The sequence below is a fragment of the Methylobacterium sp. genome (assembly GCF_019745455.1).
In the GTDB taxonomy this organism is placed as follows: Bacteria; Pseudomonadota; Alphaproteobacteria; order Rhizobiales; family Beijerinckiaceae; genus Methylobacterium.
On the sequence record NZ_JAIETD010000147.1, the window covers coordinates 16,989 to 32,794 of the forward strand.

Consider the following 15,806-nt stretch of genomic DNA (forward strand, 5'->3'; position numbering starts at 1 on the left):
CGATGCCGATGGACCTGGGCCAGGCCCTCAAGTTGATCGGGGGCGCCCCGCACATGAAGGTCGGCTCGGTCATCGCCGAGAAATTCCCGATCACGAAGATGATGAGCGGCGGTCCCCTCGGCGGCACGCTCGCCAAGGTGCTCCAGGATGGCCCTGGCGCAATCATGCAGAACCCTCTTGGCGCCGTCAGCGGGCAGCTCCAAGGCGCGATCACGGGCGCCGTAGGCCAGCTCTCCGGGGTTTCGGGCGCTACCGGGCTCGTCACGGCGTTGACGGGCTCTGGCGGCCTGTCCCAGGCGATCGGCAGCCTTTCGCAGTCCGCCGGGCTCCTCTCCGGTTCCGCGATGCCAGGGGCTGGGCAATTCGGGCTCCTGGATGCGATCACCCACACTTCGATCACCGACATGCTCGGTGACCAAGTGCCCGCCAGCCTCGGTCTCGATCGGGTGCTAGGGCCGCTGCACGCGGGCGGAACGGTTGGCGCGATCGCATCCGCGCTCCCGACCGTGATCCAGGGCGTTGTCGGCGGCCAGATAACCGCCGATGCCGCAATCGGGTGGGTCACCGCGGCAGCCGCGAGCCTCAAAGCGGTCACGGATGCAAGCGCGACCGCCCTTCAGACCGCGCAGGATGCCGCCGTCACGCTCGTCACGGTCTCCAGCGCCGCTGCGGCTACCGCCAGCACCGTGCCTGAGATCCAGGCAATCTTGCCCCTGATCCTCAAGCCCGGCGTGCAGGACACGATGCAGGCCGCGGTCGCGACCCACGTCGCCGCCTGACCTGACCGGGCCTCTCATGAGAGGCATCCATGCCTGACCTGAATTTGCCGATGGGCGGCCGTCTCTCGGTCTCACTCACCGGCGACCTTGCGCTCGTCGATGGCCCGCCTCGCGGCGTGCAGCGCGTGCTGCGCCGCCTGATCACGGTGGCGGAGACCTACATCCAGCATCTCGACTACGGCGCCGGCTTGCCGCGCCGGGTCGGCGACCTCCTCGACGTCGATGCGCTGGGCGGTCTGATCCGCTCGCAAATCTTCCTCGAGGAAGCGGTCGCGCGTGACCCCGACCCGCGCATCACGGTCACCCCGATCCTCAACGGCGTCCACGTCCGTATCGTCTATGCCGATGCCGCGACGGGTCGCCAGCAGACGCTTTCCTTCGAGGTGTCCTGATGGCCGCGATCCCAACTCGTAACTTCGCGACGCTCGTCGGCAACTTCGCCGCCGGTGTCCAGGGGCGCGCGGCCGCCCTCGTCGACTTCTCGGTCGGTGCCGTGCTGCGCGCCGTGGCCGAGGCCAGCGCCGACCTTACGCTCTGGCTCCAGAGTGTGATCGTCTACGTTCTCACGCTCACACGAGCGACGACATCCGAGGGCGTTGACCTCGATAGCTGGTACGCAGACTGGGGCTTCACTCGCCTGCCCGCCAAGGCCGCGACCGGCGTCGTGATCTTCTCCCGCTTCTCGGCCGATGACCTCGCCGTCGTCCCCGTAGGCGCGGAAGTCGCCACCGCCGACGGCACCCGGATCTATACGGTCTACGCCGACCCGAGCTTCACCACCTACAGCGCGGATCTTGGCGGCTACGTCCTAGCCGCCGGCACGCTGAACGCCGACATCCCGGTGCAGGCCACGATGCCGGCCGGGGAGATGAAGGCGTCGGGCTGGAACGTCGTCTCGGGCCAGATCAACACCGCCCGCTCGACCGTCGAAGGGCTCGACACCGTCGTCAACCCGTCGCCGCTGACCAACGGGCTCGACGCCGAGAAGGACACCGACTACCGGGCCCGCTTCGCGCTCTACATCGCCGGACTCTCCAAGGGGACGGAGGCCGCCATCCGATCCGCGGTCGCGGGCGTCCAGCAAGGGCTCCAGGCGGCGCTCGTCGAAAAGCCGGGCTACGTCACCGTTATCGTCGATGACGGCTCAGGCGCCCCCTCCGAGGCGCTTGTGGCATCCGTTCGCGACGCCATCGGCACCGTGCGGGCGGGCGGGGTTCAGGTCTCGACCATCGCGGTCACCCGGTTCGTCGCGACCGTCCAGATGTCAGTGGCGATCGATCCCGCCTACGACAACACGGCGGCCATCGCGATTGCCGGCCGCGTCTCGACCGCGCTCGGCGCCTACATCGACGGGCTCGGCATCGGCAAGCCGCTGCGCTTCACGATCCTCGAGCACGTCGCCTACGGCATCCCGGGGGTCGTGAACGTCACCGACATCCGCCTCAACGGCTCGACCTCCGACCTGATCGCGACGCCCTACCAGACCATCAAGGCGGGCCGGCTTCTGATCGGACCCATCCGATGAGCCCCGCCGCGATCCTGGCCCGGCTGCGGTCTCTCCTGCCGCCATGGTTCCTCGACGACGACGACGTTCTCGACGGTGTGCTCTCGGGCGTCAGCGCGAACCTATCGCACGTCACCAACTTCATCGACTATTCCAAGCTCCAGACCCGTGTCGCCACGGCGACCGGGGGATTCCTCGACCTCGCGGCGTTCGACTTCTTCGCCTCACGCATCCAACGCCGAGCGGGCGAGATCGACCCGGCCTTCTCGGCCCGGATCAGGCGCGAGGTTCTACGCCCGCGCGTCACCCGTGACGCCCTCGTCGCCGCGATCACCGACCTGACCGGGGCGGAGCCGGGCATCACCGAACTCTGGAACCCGGGCGATTGCGGCGCCTACGATGTCGGTACCTCGTCCTATGCCGCGCCCGAGCTGCTACCCGAGATGATCGGCGGCTACGATAGCGGGCTTGGCGGCTACGACACCGGCGCGGTCGCCTACGTCCTGCCCCGGCGGACGTTCGGCGCTGCACCCGGCGCGGGCTGCTACGGCTCACTCGACTACCCGAACCAGATCTTCATCCGGGTCAGTCGAGGGCCGGCGAGCTTTGCCGGGGTCATCGGGGCCGGCGGCTACGACACGCCCGGCTTCGCCTATGGCGGCGACGGCAATGGTGCGCCGCAGATCAGCGGCTACGAGAACACCGCGGCGGGCTACGGCACCGGCGCCTTCGCCTACGTGGTGCCGACCCCGCCCTTCGATGCCTTCCCGGGCGTCGGCTTCTACGGCCCGGATCAGCCTCAGAACATCACCGACGCCGAGATTTTCGCGACGATCGCCGCAACCAAGGCGGCCGGCGTGATCGCCTGGACGGCGATCGCCCAACGCTGACCGGCGCCTGACCCGGCGCCTCCCCTGATCCCGTCCCGCACGACACGACGCGCCGCACCCCGGCGCGAACGCGGACGGCCGTCCTCATTCGCTCGGAGCTACCCCCTATGGATCGCCAGATCGTCTATCCGAACGCCCTGCCCCGCACGATCGACCACCTGGCGTCCGGTCAGTTCGCCATGGTCGGCTTCGGCAAGCTCGCCGAGGCCATCCTGGGCACCGCCACGCTCGTCGACGGCTTTACCTGCACGCCGACCGCGCCGGCTTCGCTCTCGGTCAATCTCGGCCCGGGCCAGATTTACCAGCAGCAGGCGATCGAGGGCACGGCGATCTCGTCGCTCGGCGTCGACACCCGGGTCATCACCAAGCAGGGCATCAAGCTCAACACCGACGCGATCACCCTGTCGCCGCCGACGACGATCGGCCAGGCGCTCAACGTGCTGATCCAGGTTCAGTACCAGGACATCGACGCCGACTCGATCGTGCTGCCCTTCTACAATGCCGCGAACCCGAGCCAGCCGCTCGCGGGCCCCGGCAACACGAACCAGCAGCTCCCAACGACCCGGCGCGGCACTGTTGCTTACGGCGTCAAGTACGGCGTCCCGCAGACCGGCGGAACCCAGGTCACCCCGAGCCCCGACACCAACTGGTCGGGCCTGTTCGTCATCACCTTGACCTTCGGCCAGACCTCGATCTCGGCTGGAAGCATCACGCCCTACATCAACGCCCCGCTGATCGGCGCCAAGCTCGGCCAGATCCCGCAGGGTGTGCAGTCCAAGCAGTGGACCTTCGCCTACGATAGCGGCTCGTCGGGCTCGACGATCGTCGCGAACGTCGTCCCGGCCCCGACCGCGGTCGGTGACGGCTTCACGGTCTCGGTCAAGCTCGCCCGCGATCTCGTCCCCGGCGCGACGCTGACGGTCAACGGCACCTCGGGCACGATCACCAAGACCTCAGGCACGCCCTTCGGCCCGGCCGATTATCAGGCCGGCGCGATCATCGACTTCGTGCGCAACGGCGCGAACTGGATCATCGGCGGATCCTCGACCGCAACCGACGTCGTCGATAGCCCGCTGACCCGCACCGTCTACGGCGCCGGTGCTGACTTCGTCGATCTGCCGACGGCGTTCACCTGGATCTCGCGTCGTCGCATCACCTCGACCGGCTCGGTGACCTTGCAGCTCCCCGTCGCCAAGGGCGCCGGCAAGATCGTCTCGAACTCGGACATCTATTTCAGCCATCCCGATGGCGAGCGCGTCTTCATCGTCGGCCAGCCGCTGACCCAGCCCGTCCCGGCGCCCTCTGCCTTCGTCATCACCGGCAACAGCGGTGGCGCACGCGTGACGGATACGGCCGCGGCCCTGATCTCGATCCGGGCGGCGTACCAGACCGAGATCACCTTCGCGGGTGGCACGGGGTTCCGCGTCACGGGCAACCTCGGGAGCATGCAGGACATCCTCCTGACCGCCGATGGTCAGGGCTCGTCCAAGGACGTGTTCCTGAGCGAGAACGGCCTCGTCAGCTTCACCCGTGTCTGGGCGGCAGGCGGCTCCGGTCGTGGTATCGCGGCTGGCAATACCGCCTACCTCAAAATGTTCGGCAACTGCGGCGCCGTCGGTTGCGCCTCTCACGGCATCGCCGCGACTCTCAACGGTACGCTCCTGGTCCCGGCCGGCGTCGTGGTCTCGATCTCGAACGGCGCCAGGGGCTTCGAGGCCAGCTACGCCTCGCAGATGATCTGCGCGGTCGCCTCGACGGTCGTGGCTCGCGGCAACTTCACAGACGGCTTCTCGGCCGAGTTGGGGTCCGGCCTCTACTGTTCGACCTCGTCCTCGTCCTCGGGGAATGGTCAGGCCGGTTTCCGGTGCTCGTTCCAGGGCTGGATCCAGGCGTTCGGCACGCAGTCGACCGGTAACATGGACGGTTACTTCTGTGAGCAGTCGAGCCACATCGATGCGCAGAACACGACCGGCTCGAATAGCCGGTACGGCTACTATGCCTCGTCGATCAGCGACATCTACCGCGCAGGCGGCACCGTCACCGGCGGCACGGCAGCGGCCAGCCCGGCCGTCGGCGGCACCCCCGGCAATATCGGCGCCGTGATCTACTAGCCCCCCCGCCTCCGCTTCCTCCCTGCAACTCTCAACGTCCCGGCCCCTCACGGGGTCGGTCGACGGAGGCTGACCTATGCAAGTCGTTTCCAAGGACGGCATCACGATCGCGACCTACGCCGACGATGCCGTCGTGCCGATGGATCAGTTCCCCGGCGCGCGCCTTCTCCCGTTCCCGGGCGAGGCCGAGCAGGGCATCAACGAGGAGACCCCCGAGGCCGACCTCCTCGCCTATGCCAAGCAGAAGCGGTGGCAGGTCGAAATCGGTGGTGTCACGGTTGGCGGCCTCGTCATCGCGACCGACGATCGATCCAAGACGCTCCTGATGGGCGCGCGGATCTCGGCGGCGGCCGATGCCGCGTTCACGACGCCCTGGACCTTCCCTGACGGGTCCGAGGAAAAGCTCGACGCGCCGACCATCATCGCGGCCTCGGATGCCGTCCTGGCGCACGTGGCGGCCTGTTTCGACACCTTCTCGGCGATCAAGACGAAGCTCGGCGCCAAGAAGCCGACGATCAAGACGCTCGACGACGTCGACGCCGCCTTCGCCGCACTCGTCTAAGGAGCGCCGCGATGACCGCCCCAGGCCCGATCTTCCGGGTATCCAATGACGAGGGCTGGTATCGGAACTTCTCGTTCCAGATGGGCGCGGCCTCGGCTCCGCCATGGGCCGGTGTCCCCGCCTGGGCAGCCGCGAAGACCTACGGCCCGTCCTCGGCCTGCACCTACAACGGCGACCTCTACGTCGCCCAGCCCGGCGTCACTCCGCTCACCTGGACTAGTGCCGGCACCTTCGGGGCCGATACTCAGGGTGGCGTCGTGCGCTGGCTCCGGGTCGGGATCGGGCTCGCCTGGATGCGGGCGCCCTACCCGCTCGCGGATGCAACCCTCTCGTTCGCGATCACGCCAGTCCGCTCAGACGGTACGCTGACGACGCGAACCCCGACGCTGACCGCCTCGACCGAGGACGGTTGCTTCCTGATCACCAACGCGGCCCAGGGCGGCGTGCGCCTCGCTATCCCGCTCGCCCGCACGATCGACGTCCCCGCCGGGCTCTACGCCTACGCGATGTACGCGACTCATCCGGACGGACGCGTCGTGCGGCTTCGCTACGGCTTCTGGACCGTCGACCAAGGGGTCGCCTGATGGACAACATCTTCCAGAGCGTCGAGGCGCTTGGCCTCTCGGGTGGGGACGCCGATACCGAGATCACCCTCGGCGCCCCTCCCGGTTCCGACGGCCTTCCGGGCCTCGGCATCCTCTCGATCTCGCCCGTGACTGCGAACGTGGTTCGCATCACCCTGACGGATCAGAGCTACGTTGACATCGCGATCCCGGCTGGACAGCCGGGTGACCGCGGGAAAGACGGTCTCACCCCGACCTTCGTCGCTGGCAACCTGACGGTCGTCGAGGTCAATGGCACTCCGGGCTGGACCGTCCGCACGACGAGCACCGCTAACGTCTACGCGATCGACCTTTCGCTCCCGCGCGGTCAGACCGGGCCGGCGCCGTGGAAGTCCCCCGTTCCGTGGGCGACCTTCACGCTCTACAGCCCGACGGCGCCGGCCGATTGCGTCGTCCTTGGGGGCAACGCCTACGTCTGCATCACGGCTCACAACTCAAGCGCGTCCTTCGATTCCTCAAAGTGGATCCTCGTCACGACCGCGATCCAGGGCGTCCAGGGCTCGTCGGTGCGCGTCGGGACTGGGGCTCCGAGCAATTCGCTGGGCACGGACACCGACCTCTACCTCAACAGCACGACCGGCGACCTCTACCAGAAGGTCTCCAGCGTCTACTCGGTCGTCGCCAATATTCAGGGCGCGCCCGGTGCGGTCTGGCGCTCGGGCGCGGGCGCGCCGTCGAACAGCCTCGGCATCAACGGCGACTACTACCTCAACACCACAAGTCAGGACGTCTCGCAGCGCCAGGCCGGCGCCTACGCGGTCGTCACCAACCTTCGAGGAGCCACGGGCCCCCAGTCCTGGCAGACTCCGCCGACCCCTTGGGCCGTGACAACAACCTACACGGCCACGGCTCCAGCAAGCTCCGTGACTTTCCAAGGTCAGACTTACGTCTGCTCAACTTCACACACTTCGGGTGCCACGTTCGACTCCTCAAAGTGGGTGTTGGTCGCGGCTAAAGGCACCGACGGTATTCTTAACGGCTTTCCTACCCGCCTGCTCTTAGTCTCCATGACATTCTGAAGGTTTCAACATGCTTGCGAAATGGAACCTAGCAGCGGCGACGCTCAAGGACTTTTACGTCTGCGCAGCCACCACGCGCATGGTCGGTGAGGTTAGCTTCACCAACACAACCGTCTCGGACATCAAGGTTCGCTTGGCGATCAAGCAGGGCGCAGGAAGTCCGACCGTCGCAAACGGCGAGTTCCTTGAGTACGACACGGCTGTTGGCGCAAGCGGTGTGAAGGGTAATGGCCCGCTGACACGGTCCGTTGTGCTCTTACCTGGTCAAATCCTCTGGGCTTACTCAGATGTAGCCAATGTCAACGTGTCGCTTATAGGTATCGAGGAGTAACCGATGGCAAGTAATCTCGACGTAGTCTCAGTTGGGGTTGCCTCTGCCGCGGGGAACCCAAACTTCGGTGTCGGCCGACTGCCGGGACAAGACGTATTCGGGTCGGGTCGCGTTCGCGTATTCCTTTCCTCGGGCACCTTCATCGTCCCCCCTGGCGTGACCTCGATCCGGGTCCGCTGCCACGGGGCCGGCGGGTCGGGAGGCAATGGGAGCAACAACCCCGGCCGAGCTACGGGTGGCGGCGGCGGCGGCTTCGCCATGAAGACCATCGCGGTGACGCCAGGGACGTCATACGGCGTCACGGTTGGCAAGGGTGGCGTACCCAACCCTACCTCACCAATATCGCAGGGCTTTGCCGGCGGGACGTCATCCTTTGGCGGCCTCCTGTCGGGAACTGGCGGCGGTGCTGGTCAGGCAGTCCACGCAACTCAGGCACTAAACGGGGGCGCAGGCGGCTCGGGCTTCGGCGGTGACGTGAACTTCACCGGCGGTCGGGGCGGCAATTTACTTAGTAACAGCGGAACCTTTCAGGCATCTGGCGGTGGCGGCTGTGCGACCATTCTTGGTAGTGGCGGCAACGGTGGTGACGCCACGGCGACCTCAACCGTCGCGACGGGCGGCGGTGGTGCATTATTCGACGGAGGCTCTCTTAGTGGAAGTGTTGGCGGTCATACCCCCGGGGGTGGTGTAGGCGGCAAAGGCTCTGACACACTGGACAATACCAATACCCTCGGTGGTCCTTCGCTCTTTGGCGACTTTTCTCCCGCCGGCACGATCGGCTTCAGCGCAGCTCCGAGTTGGGCGATCATTCGGTTTGTCGGCGATGGTATCTTCGGCGGTGGCGGCCCGTCAGGAACGGCAAATATGCACGGGGGTCCTGGCGCTGGGGGTGGCGCTACGAGCAGCGGCAGGGCTGGCGATGGCGGCGTCTTCGGTGGTGGCGGATCGTCTATATCTGGCGCAAGCCTAACGGGCGGCAAAGGTGGCGTCGGAGCCGGCGGTGGCGCGAACTACGCCAACGGAAGCACTAACACTGGCGGCCCTGGTGGCGACGGTCTCGTGCTTGTGGAGTGGTAGTTCATGTCCAGAAGCAACAGAATTGTTCCTCTGACTGCTGCGCCAGTTTTATCGCTGGCCTCTTTCGCAATGACACGCCTGACCGGCCAAGAGGAGTTCGGCACCGGGGCGTTTAAGGTATTCTTCGCGTCCGGCACCTTTGTCGTGCCGCCCGGTGTGACGTCCATCCGCGTGCGTTGCCACGGTGCGGGCGGCGCAGGGGCTTGGAGAAATAACGGGAGTGGGCCGCTCACCGGGGGTGGCGGCGGCGGCTTCGCAATGAAGACGATCGCGGTGACGCCCGGTCAGGCATACTCAGCTACGGTCGGCAAGGGCGGCTCGTACCCTATCTCCTACAGCGTGAGAGACGGCGTAGCCGGCGGCACCTCGTCGTTCGGCGGCATCCTGTCAGCGACCGGGGGCGGTGCAGGCAGGTGGGAGAACGGCTCTATCGTCCAACTAGGCGGTGCGGGCGGCGTCGGCTCGGGCGGTGACGTGAACTATGCCGGCGGCAACGGCGGCCCGGTTCAATCTCAGGTCGGGGCGCTATTCCTTACAGGCGGCGGTGGATGCGCCACCGTTCTCGGCAAGGGTGGCAACGGCGGTACGATCGGCCCAGGAACCCTTAGCTGCTACACTGGCGGCGGCGGCGCCCTGTTCGACGGTGGTGGTGTCTACGGCACCAACAACAACGGCCATACGGGTGGTGGTGGCACTGGCGGCTCGGCTCCTGATTTAGGGCCGCTCGGTGGTGCGAACGGTGGTGGGGCCTCAATTTTCGGCGAGTTTGCGCCGGCCAACTCTGCCGGCGCGTCATCCCTCCCATCGTTCGCCTTCAATCGATTCCCAGGCGACATTCTGTTCGGCGGCGGAGGTGGCGGGTCGCCCCAGGGCGGTTTTCCCAACGGCGGCCCCGGCGCTGGTGGTGGCTCCGCCGCAGCCAGCATTGCCGGCAAGGGTGGCGTGTTCGGTGGCGCGGGCGGCGCAAGCGGAATGCCTGACGGGTCAACTGCGGCTTCCGGCGGAATCGGCGGCGGTGGCGGCGGGGCTACTTCATCAACGAACGGGTGCGGTGGTCCTGGCGGCGACGGCCTCGTGATCGTGGAGTGGTAATGTTGCAGTTTATCTTGCCCAAGACTTGCGTCGGCCGACGGATCGGAGAGATTGACTATGCCAAGTAGTGCTAAAATAATTCCGGCGGCAAGTTCGGCGCTGCCAGCACCCCCTTCATTTGGGACGTCGAGGCTCCCCGGTCAGGACATCTTCGGAGACGGCAATCTAAGGGTATTTCTCGCCTCGGGCACCTTCATTGTGCCGGCCGGCGTGACCTCGATCCGTGTGCGGGTTCATGGTGCAGGCGGCCAGGGTGGTTACAACTGCGCCTCAACCGGTCCTGCGGCGGGCGGCGGCGGCGGCGGTTTCGCCATGAAAACGGTCGCCGTGACTCCCGGCGCTTCCTACGCGGTGACGGTCGGTAAGGGCGGGACTAGAGCAATCGCCGCCGGATCACTCAACGGCAACGCAGGCGGCTCGTCGTCGTTCGGCGCCGTTTGCTCTGCAAGCGGCGGCGGTGGAGGAACCTATGTGTTCGGCGCCAACTACAACCCAGGCGGCACCGGCGGCACGGGTACGGGCGGCGACGTCAACTACACGGGCGGCAATGGCGGGGTGTGCAGTTCGTCGACTAACACGGCGTTTTGTACAGGCGGCGGCGGCTGCGCGACCATCATGGGTAAGGGCGGGAACGGCGGAAGCATCTCAGGTTCGCCGGCGGGTTCCTACACTGGCGGCGGTGGCGCTTTGTTTGACGGCGGCGCAGTTACGCTGAGTGGCTTCCAGGGCCGAACCGGCGGCGGCGGCATGGGCGGCCCCGCCCCTGACAATACGCTCAACAATCAGCCGAGCGCGGGCGGGCCGTCATTCTTCGGCGATGTGACTATAGGCGGCAATGGCCCTGGATCATCCGCTCTCCCAACCTGGGCTATCTCGCGCTTCATAGGCGATGCCTTATTCGGCGGCGGTGGTGCCGGTGACGGCAGCAACAACAAGGGTGGCCCCGGTGCGGGCGGTGGCGGCAGTCAGTCGGCGAATACCGGCGGCGGCGGCGTCTTTGGCGGTGGCGGCGGGAGCACGCCTGCTGCCGGTTTCCTCGCACATCCTGGCGGAATCGGCGGCGGTGGCGGCGGCGGTTACAACGGATCATCTGGCGCGGGCGGCCCTGGCGGTGACGGCCTCGTAGTGGTGGAGTGGTAGTCATGGCAAATTACGCAAACGTCATCGACAACATCGCGATCGATGTCTCGGCAAATCCTGAGGCAGAGTTTCATCCCGACGTCGCCCAGCGGTTCGTGCTTGTGCCCGACGAGGTGCGGCCCGGTTGGACTCTCGCCGGTGGAACATGGGCGCCGTCGGCGGTCGAGCTTGCGCCGGCCGGCCCCACCTATCGGACGCTCATGACCCCGATCAGGTTTGAGGAACAATTCGAGATCGACGAACAGCTCGATATCGAGGATCGGCGCGCCTATGACGGCGCCGACGAGGCGCTGATCTATCAAAAGCGCGTCCTCAACCTCCTGTTCGGCAAGCTGAAGGATCAGCGCCTGCTTGAGGTCGACGTCGCCGACCCGAGCGTCATCAAGGGCATCGACTTCTGCCAGTGGGTCGGCATCCTGACCGCCGAGCGCGCTGCAACGATCAAGGCCGGCATCCCGGCCTAGCCCCTTACCTTGCCGCGCCCGGGACCGTCCCGGCCGCCCTACCCCCATCCAGGCCGCCTCCGGGCGGCTTTTTTCATGCCCGGAGCAATCGATGACGGACTGGAAGCGCCTCCTCAAAGCCGTGGCGCCGAACGCACGCGCCGACATCGTGGCGGTCTTCGTTTCGGATGCCGACAAGATCGCGGCCGCCGGGATCACGACGCCCCTGCGGATCGCCCATTTCCTTGCGCAGGTCGTGCCCGAGAGCCAAGGGCTGACCCGGCTCGAGGAGAACCTGAATTACTCGGCGCAGCGCCTGCGCGTGATCTGGCCTAAGCGGTTCCCGACGCTGGCCGAGGCGAACAAGTACGCCAAGAACCCGAAGGCGCTGGCCGAGAAGGTCTATGGTGGCCGGATGGGCAATGTCCGCCCTGGCGACGGCTACCGCTATCGCGGCGGCGGCCTCGGCATGACGACGGGCCGGTCGAACTATCGCGCGGCAGGGTTTGAGGATCATCCCGAGGCGCTACGCACGCCGGCAATCGCCCTGGCCTCCGCCCTCACCTTCTGGGTCGACAATCACTATGAGCGGTTCGCCGATCGCGATGACGTCGTCGGCCTGCGCCGTGTCTGGAACGGTGGCGATATCGGCCTCGACGAGACCAAGGCTGTCCTGGCCAAGGCGAAGGTCGTGATCCGGACTCTTCCGGCTCAGGCGAAGCTGAAGGCCCTCCGCTACCCGGTAGGCGTGGCTGACGGTGATCCTGGTGATCGCACCGTCGGCGCGGTGCAGCTCCTGCAGCGCCGTGAAGGCTTGCCCGTCACAGGCGAGCTCGACGACGTGACGCTGGACTTGCTCGACACCGCCGAGCCTCTTGCGGTCGCGGCCAAGGATGCGGACCTCACCAAGAGCCGCACCGTCCAGGGCTCGGCGCTCGCTGGCACGTCCGGCCTCGGCCTCACGCTCGATAAGGCGATGGAGCTGAAGGATCAGGTCGAGCAGGCGCAGGTCCAGATTTCCGCTGGGACGGTCCTGGGGTTCGTTGCGGGCGTCCTCATCGTCGCCGGTGCGGCCTACGCCCTTTACGCCCGCTGGGACGACGCTGGGCGGCCTGTGCCGGCCCTTGTGGCCCGGCTCATCCCCAGCCTCGCCGGAGATCCCGCATAATGCTCGGATTCCTCACCCTCGCCTGGGATGCGTTCTCGCCTCTCTCCGCCTTCATCGGCCTCTCCGGCATCGCGATCCTCGTGCTCGCGGTGCTGGGGGTGGCGCTGATCCCCGCCTTCCTGCGCAAGCCCGCCATCCTGCTCGGCTGCGGGATGCTTGCAGCCGCGGGGCTCTATCAGGCCGGACAAGCCGCTGGGGCGCACGCCGTCTTCGTGCGCCAGTCCGAGGCCGCGCTCTCCGCCGAAAAGCACCGGGCCGACCTCGCCGAGATCATCACCGGCGAACTCGCCGTCCAGGCCACGGCCGACCTCGTCGCGTCTCAAAGAGACACGGCCAACCTGAAGGAAGTCCTCGATGCCATGTCCAAGGATCCGGATCGCAATCGCGTCTGCTCTACTCGCGATGACGCTAGGCGCCTGCGTAACCTCTGACGGCCCGGCCGCGGTGGATCCGCGTGCCCCCGGCAGCCGAGTGACGCTCCCGGCCGCGCCGCCCGGCGTCGCCGAGTGCTTGCGTCGGTCCTTCCCCGAGATCGCCGACCGCCCGCTGACCCGGAGTGACGTAGTTCGCATCATCGGCTCGGCCAAGATCCTCGATCGCCAGAAGACCGCCTGCGGAGAGCGGGCCGTGCGCTGGATCGAGGCCGTGGTGCGCGACTTCGCCCGATAGCCCTTGCCGTCCCGCGGCCCCGCGGGGCGGCCACAAACACGCGCCCCGGCGCGCCGACAGCGCCTGCTAGGGGCCAGACATGCCGACGATTACCGACCCGCCCATGGAGCGGCCCTTCGACCGGGCAAGCTCCAGCGATCAGGACCTCAAGAGCGACGTGCGGCTGGTTAAATATCAGGTCGAGCAGCTCGATAAGAAGTTCGACACGCTCACGACTGAGCTGAAGAACTCCTACGCAACAAAGACTGAGCTGTCCGTCATCCGAGATGACGTGACCAGCTTGAAGAACAACGTCAGCTGGATCGTCAAGTTGATCCTCGGCGCCGTGATCATGGCGGTGCTCGGTGTCGTCCTGGTCAAGGGCGGAGTGACGCACTGATGACGATCCGGCACAATCCCCCTCCTCCCGGCTTGGAGCCGGACGTGCAGCGTCGCGCAGACCGAATCTACCAGCACGCGCTGGTGCTGGCCTTCGGGCCAGGCCGTCGACCCGTTCCATCGAACGCCGTCTTCAACCGCCTCTACTGGCTGGCCGTCATGGTAGGGATGAGCTGGATCCTCTCAATGGCGATCGATCGGTCGCCTCCGGTAGAGATCGGCCCTCGCATCGTCATGAACGAGGGCGGCAAGGTCCAGCAGGGCGATCGGCTCCTGATCAGCTCCACGAGAAGGCGGCATCGCACCTGCGAGCTCGTCCGGCGCGTCTACGTGATCGATGGGCAGAACCGCCGGCATGATTTTGAGCCGGAAGAGTTCGATGCCTATGGTCCGGTGACCCCGGTTACCGAACCGGTCGAGACCGAGACATCCGGTCCGTTCATCCCGTTCGATGCTGCCCCCGGCCGAGGGCGGTCCGTCACGGTCCTGGCGCACGACTGCAACACGCTTCAGCGCGCCTTGGGATGGTCAATCGTGACCGTTCTCCCAACCGTCGAGTTCGAGATCGTCGCGCGATCCTCAACGCGCTGACGCTCCTTTACAGCCTCTTCTGCTCTCAAACGCACAGCGCCCCGCTGCCCTTCACGGGTGGCGGGGCGCTTTTTGCGTTTCAGGGATGACGCTGATTCCAGCCCGCAGCCATGGCGCCAATGAACGCTACCACTTCGGTACGGGTCGACGTTTGTATCAGCTGCGCTTCGTTCGCTGCCGCTTCTGCCAGCGCTATCGCCTCACCCTTTGAGATCACCTTCTTCGCGATGAGTAGATCCACGAGATGATTAACCATTAAAGTGCTCGCTGCGGCGAGTGCATGCGCGCTTTTGCCATGTGTATCAAGCATTACTACGCTCCGGCCTCAAAAGAATTAAATAATATTGAGCTGCGGGTTTTTAATTTGTCTGCGCTCAAGAGGTGGTGGTCTTGCCGACCCGGTTGATATGTTAAGCCAGTCCTGTTGTAGGTCACTCAACTCCTGCCCTATTTTTCGAAATTGATCGCTTCTTGCCCTAATTTGGGTAGCAGTGATTCCATTGTTGACAGCTGTTTTAAAATCAGTGGGAAACTTGGGATGTCCGAACGGAAGTGACAGCATCGGAACTCCTGCAGCACATTGGTCGGCGTCCAGGCTGGAGTCGAAGCGGGTCATAGCAACTTTATGGGCAAAATCATTTCGGGCACGGCCTTCTTCATCAAGGCACTTCTTCAATTTTAACCATCGAGTAAGTATTAATTTTAGTTCATTTGCGTCTTCAGGACTCAAGTACCTGCATTGAAGCTTCACTGCGGTCTTGATTGCATCATCAACCAACTTGTTGCGGGCTTGAAAGCTCTTAACGGCATCCAGCACGGAGAAAGATACATCAATAAACTTCGAGCCAGATGCGAGGTGAAAAACATGCGCGTGGGTGCTTTCGACCCCGGCCCAAATTGAAAGAGCCCTACCGACCTCTGTATAGATTAGCTCCAGCTCGTCTTTGGCTTGCTGAGGTGTAGGTGAAGCCATTGTGCCTGTGCCTGTGTTTCAGAGCTATAAATTCGGCTCGCCTTCGATCTTTTCCATACGCTGTAATTGCCAATGGGAAAAAGCAACAACAAAGATTTTCTCAAAAATGGTGCATAACTCGATGTATTGAATAGCGTCCTCGTGTCTCAAGTTCGCCGGCTTTGACTGCATAGCGGTGGTATACATACGCCTCAGGTTTGCGTACAAATCGTACACATCTTTACGACCAAGTTTCCTTTCGATTTCATAGAATAAAAAATCTGCAGGTGCTCTCTTGGCTTCGATCGGAAGGTTCTTGATATGAGTCGAAATAAATTCATCAATTTCTTCGAAACTTTTTCTAATAAGCTCGCTGGGTGAGTTGGTTGGCTCAAGCCGCTCAATCGAAATTGTGCTCTCGATGGTCGATGAACCTTCGGCTCTAGCAGTAAGACTGATCGCCTGGGCTTTCGTTGC

At 65.2% G+C, this 15,806-nt stretch carries 20 protein-coding genes; 17 read left to right on the forward strand and 3 right to left on the reverse strand.

Features of this window, described 5'->3' with window-relative positions; all coding sequences use genetic code 11:
- Window positions 1–2 precede the first annotated feature (2 nt).
- The 17 genes from K2Y56_RS24280 to K2Y56_RS24360 all read left to right on the forward strand — a co-directional run bounded on the left by K2Y56_RS24280 (window position 3) and on the right by K2Y56_RS24360 (window position 14,377).
- Complete coding sequence (locus tag K2Y56_RS24280) at window positions 3–779, forward strand: hypothetical protein (protein WP_292514045.1); 777 nt, start codon at window positions 3–5, stop codon at window positions 777–779.
- Window positions 780–808: 29 nt separating this feature from the next.
- Window positions 809–1,171 carry a hypothetical protein gene (locus K2Y56_RS24285; protein ID WP_292514050.1) on the forward strand — a complete coding sequence of 121 codons (363 nt, stop codon included), beginning with the start codon at window positions 809–811 and terminating at the stop codon, window positions 1,169–1,171.
- A complete protein-coding gene (locus tag K2Y56_RS24290) occupies window positions 1,171–2,304 on the forward strand; it encodes a baseplate J/gp47 family protein (RefSeq protein ID WP_292514052.1) in 1,134 nt (377 codons plus the stop codon). The genes K2Y56_RS24285 and K2Y56_RS24290 overlap by 1 nt, the downstream gene beginning before the upstream one ends.
- Complete coding sequence (locus tag K2Y56_RS24295) at window positions 2,301–3,173, forward strand: hypothetical protein (RefSeq protein WP_292514055.1); 873 nt, start codon at window positions 2,301–2,303, stop codon at window positions 3,171–3,173. The genes K2Y56_RS24290 and K2Y56_RS24295 overlap by 4 nt, the downstream gene beginning before the upstream one ends.
- Window positions 3,174–3,280: 107 nt before the next feature.
- Window positions 3,281–5,284, forward strand: a complete 2,004-nt coding sequence (locus tag K2Y56_RS24300; protein WP_292514058.1) for a hypothetical protein — start codon at window positions 3,281–3,283, stop codon at window positions 5,282–5,284.
- A 76-nt stretch (window positions 5,285–5,360) separates the two neighbouring features.
- A complete protein-coding gene (locus tag K2Y56_RS24305) occupies window positions 5,361–5,846 on the forward strand; it encodes a DUF4376 domain-containing protein (RefSeq protein ID WP_292514062.1) in 486 nt (161 codons plus the stop codon).
- An 11-nt stretch (window positions 5,847–5,857) separates the two neighbouring features.
- Window positions 5,858–6,430, forward strand: coding sequence for a hypothetical protein (locus tag K2Y56_RS24310; RefSeq protein ID WP_292514065.1), 573 nt, complete (start codon window positions 5,858–5,860; stop codon window positions 6,428–6,430).
- Window positions 6,430–7,488 carry a hypothetical protein gene (locus K2Y56_RS24315; RefSeq protein WP_292514067.1) on the forward strand — a complete coding sequence of 353 codons (1,059 nt, stop codon included), beginning with the start codon at window positions 6,430–6,432 and terminating at the stop codon, window positions 7,486–7,488. Before K2Y56_RS24310 ends, K2Y56_RS24315 begins: the two co-directional genes overlap by 1 nt.
- A 10-nt stretch (window positions 7,489–7,498) precedes the next feature.
- Window positions 7,499–7,819, forward strand: a complete 321-nt coding sequence (locus tag K2Y56_RS24320; protein WP_292514070.1) for a hypothetical protein — start codon at window positions 7,499–7,501, stop codon at window positions 7,817–7,819.
- A gap of 1,146 nt (window positions 7,820–8,965) precedes the next feature.
- Window positions 8,966–9,988, forward strand: a complete 1,023-nt coding sequence (locus tag K2Y56_RS24325; protein ID WP_292514073.1) for a glycine-rich domain-containing protein — start codon at window positions 8,966–8,968, stop codon at window positions 9,986–9,988.
- Window positions 9,989–10,045: 57 nt separating this feature from the next.
- On the forward strand, window positions 10,046–11,128 hold the full coding sequence (locus tag K2Y56_RS24330) for a hypothetical protein (RefSeq protein WP_292514076.1): 1,083 nt from the start codon (window positions 10,046–10,048) through the stop codon (window positions 11,126–11,128).
- A 2-nt stretch (window positions 11,129–11,130) separates the two neighbouring features.
- Window positions 11,131–11,592, forward strand: coding sequence for a hypothetical protein (locus K2Y56_RS24335; RefSeq protein ID WP_292514079.1), 462 nt, complete (start codon window positions 11,131–11,133; stop codon window positions 11,590–11,592).
- 91 nt (window positions 11,593–11,683) lie between these two features.
- A complete protein-coding gene (locus K2Y56_RS24340) occupies window positions 11,684–12,739 on the forward strand; it encodes a peptidoglycan-binding protein (protein WP_292514083.1) in 1,056 nt (351 codons plus the stop codon).
- The gene (locus K2Y56_RS24345; protein WP_292514086.1) at window positions 12,739–13,170 is read left to right on the forward strand and encodes a hypothetical protein; all 432 of its coding nucleotides are present in this window, start codon (window positions 12,739–12,741) and stop codon (window positions 13,168–13,170) included. Before K2Y56_RS24340 ends, K2Y56_RS24345 begins: the two co-directional genes overlap by 1 nt.
- 13 nt (window positions 13,171–13,183) lie before the next feature.
- Window positions 13,184–13,408, forward strand: coding sequence for a hypothetical protein (locus K2Y56_RS24350; RefSeq protein WP_292514088.1), 225 nt, complete (start codon window positions 13,184–13,186; stop codon window positions 13,406–13,408).
- Between the two features lie 79 nt (window positions 13,409–13,487).
- Entirely contained in the window at window positions 13,488–13,787 is a 300-nt protein-coding gene (locus K2Y56_RS24355; protein WP_292514091.1) for a hypothetical protein, read from the forward strand.
- Window positions 13,787–14,377 (forward strand): hypothetical protein, encoded by a 591-nt coding sequence (locus K2Y56_RS24360; RefSeq protein ID WP_292514093.1) that lies wholly within the window; start codon window positions 13,787–13,789, stop codon window positions 14,375–14,377. Before K2Y56_RS24355 ends, K2Y56_RS24360 begins: the two co-directional genes overlap by 1 nt.
- 79 nt (window positions 14,378–14,456) lie before the next feature.
- On the opposite strand, the gene K2Y56_RS24365 is transcribed toward K2Y56_RS24360, so the two are convergent.
- The 3 genes from K2Y56_RS24365 to K2Y56_RS24375 form a co-directional block, all read right to left on the reverse strand.
- Window positions 14,457–14,687 carry a hypothetical protein gene (locus K2Y56_RS24365; protein WP_292514097.1) on the reverse strand — a complete coding sequence of 77 codons (231 nt, stop codon included), beginning with the start codon at window positions 14,685–14,687 and terminating at the stop codon, window positions 14,457–14,459.
- Window positions 14,688–14,711: 24 nt separating this feature from the next.
- Window positions 14,712–15,350, reverse strand: a complete 639-nt coding sequence (locus K2Y56_RS24370; RefSeq protein WP_292514100.1) for a hypothetical protein — start codon at window positions 15,348–15,350, stop codon at window positions 14,712–14,714.
- 24 nt (window positions 15,351–15,374) lie between these two features.
- Window positions 15,375–15,806 (reverse strand): hypothetical protein (locus K2Y56_RS24375; protein WP_292514103.1); only part of this gene is annotated, 432 nt, incomplete at its 5' end.

Excerpts from the sequence above, each read along its gene's own strand:
- K2Y56_RS24280 (WP_292514045.1), top strand. The coding sequence starts at position 3 with ATGCCGATGGACCTGGGCCAGGCCCTCAAGTTGATCGGGGGCGCCCCG.
- K2Y56_RS24285 (WP_292514050.1), top strand. The coding sequence starts at position 809 with ATGCCTGACCTGAATTTGCCGATGGGCGGCCGTCTCTCGGTCTCACTC.
- K2Y56_RS24290 (WP_292514052.1), top strand. The coding sequence starts at position 1,171 with ATGGCCGCGATCCCAACTCGTAACTTCGCGACGCTCGTCGGCAACTTC.
- K2Y56_RS24295 (WP_292514055.1), top strand. The coding sequence starts at position 2,301 with ATGAGCCCCGCCGCGATCCTGGCCCGGCTGCGGTCTCTCCTGCCGCCA.
- K2Y56_RS24300 (WP_292514058.1), top strand. The coding sequence starts at position 3,281 with ATGGATCGCCAGATCGTCTATCCGAACGCCCTGCCCCGCACGATCGAC.
- K2Y56_RS24305 (WP_292514062.1), top strand. The coding sequence starts at position 5,361 with ATGCAAGTCGTTTCCAAGGACGGCATCACGATCGCGACCTACGCCGAC.
- K2Y56_RS24310 (WP_292514065.1), top strand. The coding sequence starts at position 5,858 with ATGACCGCCCCAGGCCCGATCTTCCGGGTATCCAATGACGAGGGCTGG.
- K2Y56_RS24315 (WP_292514067.1), top strand. The coding sequence starts at position 6,430 with ATGGACAACATCTTCCAGAGCGTCGAGGCGCTTGGCCTCTCGGGTGGG.
- K2Y56_RS24320 (WP_292514070.1), top strand. The coding sequence starts at position 7,499 with ATGCTTGCGAAATGGAACCTAGCAGCGGCGACGCTCAAGGACTTTTAC.
- K2Y56_RS24325 (WP_292514073.1), top strand. The coding sequence starts at position 8,966 with ATGACACGCCTGACCGGCCAAGAGGAGTTCGGCACCGGGGCGTTTAAG.
- K2Y56_RS24330 (WP_292514076.1), top strand. The coding sequence starts at position 10,046 with ATGCCAAGTAGTGCTAAAATAATTCCGGCGGCAAGTTCGGCGCTGCCA.
- K2Y56_RS24335 (WP_292514079.1), top strand. The coding sequence starts at position 11,131 with ATGGCAAATTACGCAAACGTCATCGACAACATCGCGATCGATGTCTCG.
- K2Y56_RS24340 (WP_292514083.1), top strand. The coding sequence starts at position 11,684 with ATGACGGACTGGAAGCGCCTCCTCAAAGCCGTGGCGCCGAACGCACGC.
- K2Y56_RS24345 (WP_292514086.1), top strand. The coding sequence starts at position 12,739 with ATGCTCGGATTCCTCACCCTCGCCTGGGATGCGTTCTCGCCTCTCTCC.
- K2Y56_RS24355 (WP_292514091.1), top strand. The coding sequence starts at position 13,488 with ATGCCGACGATTACCGACCCGCCCATGGAGCGGCCCTTCGACCGGGCA.
- K2Y56_RS24360 (WP_292514093.1), top strand. The coding sequence starts at position 13,787 with ATGACGATCCGGCACAATCCCCCTCCTCCCGGCTTGGAGCCGGACGTG.
- K2Y56_RS24365 (WP_292514097.1), bottom strand. The coding sequence starts at position 14,687 with ATGCTTGATACACATGGCAAAAGCGCGCATGCACTCGCCGCAGCGAGC.
- K2Y56_RS24370 (WP_292514100.1), bottom strand. The coding sequence starts at position 15,350 with ATGGCTTCACCTACACCTCAGCAAGCCAAAGACGAGCTGGAGCTAATC.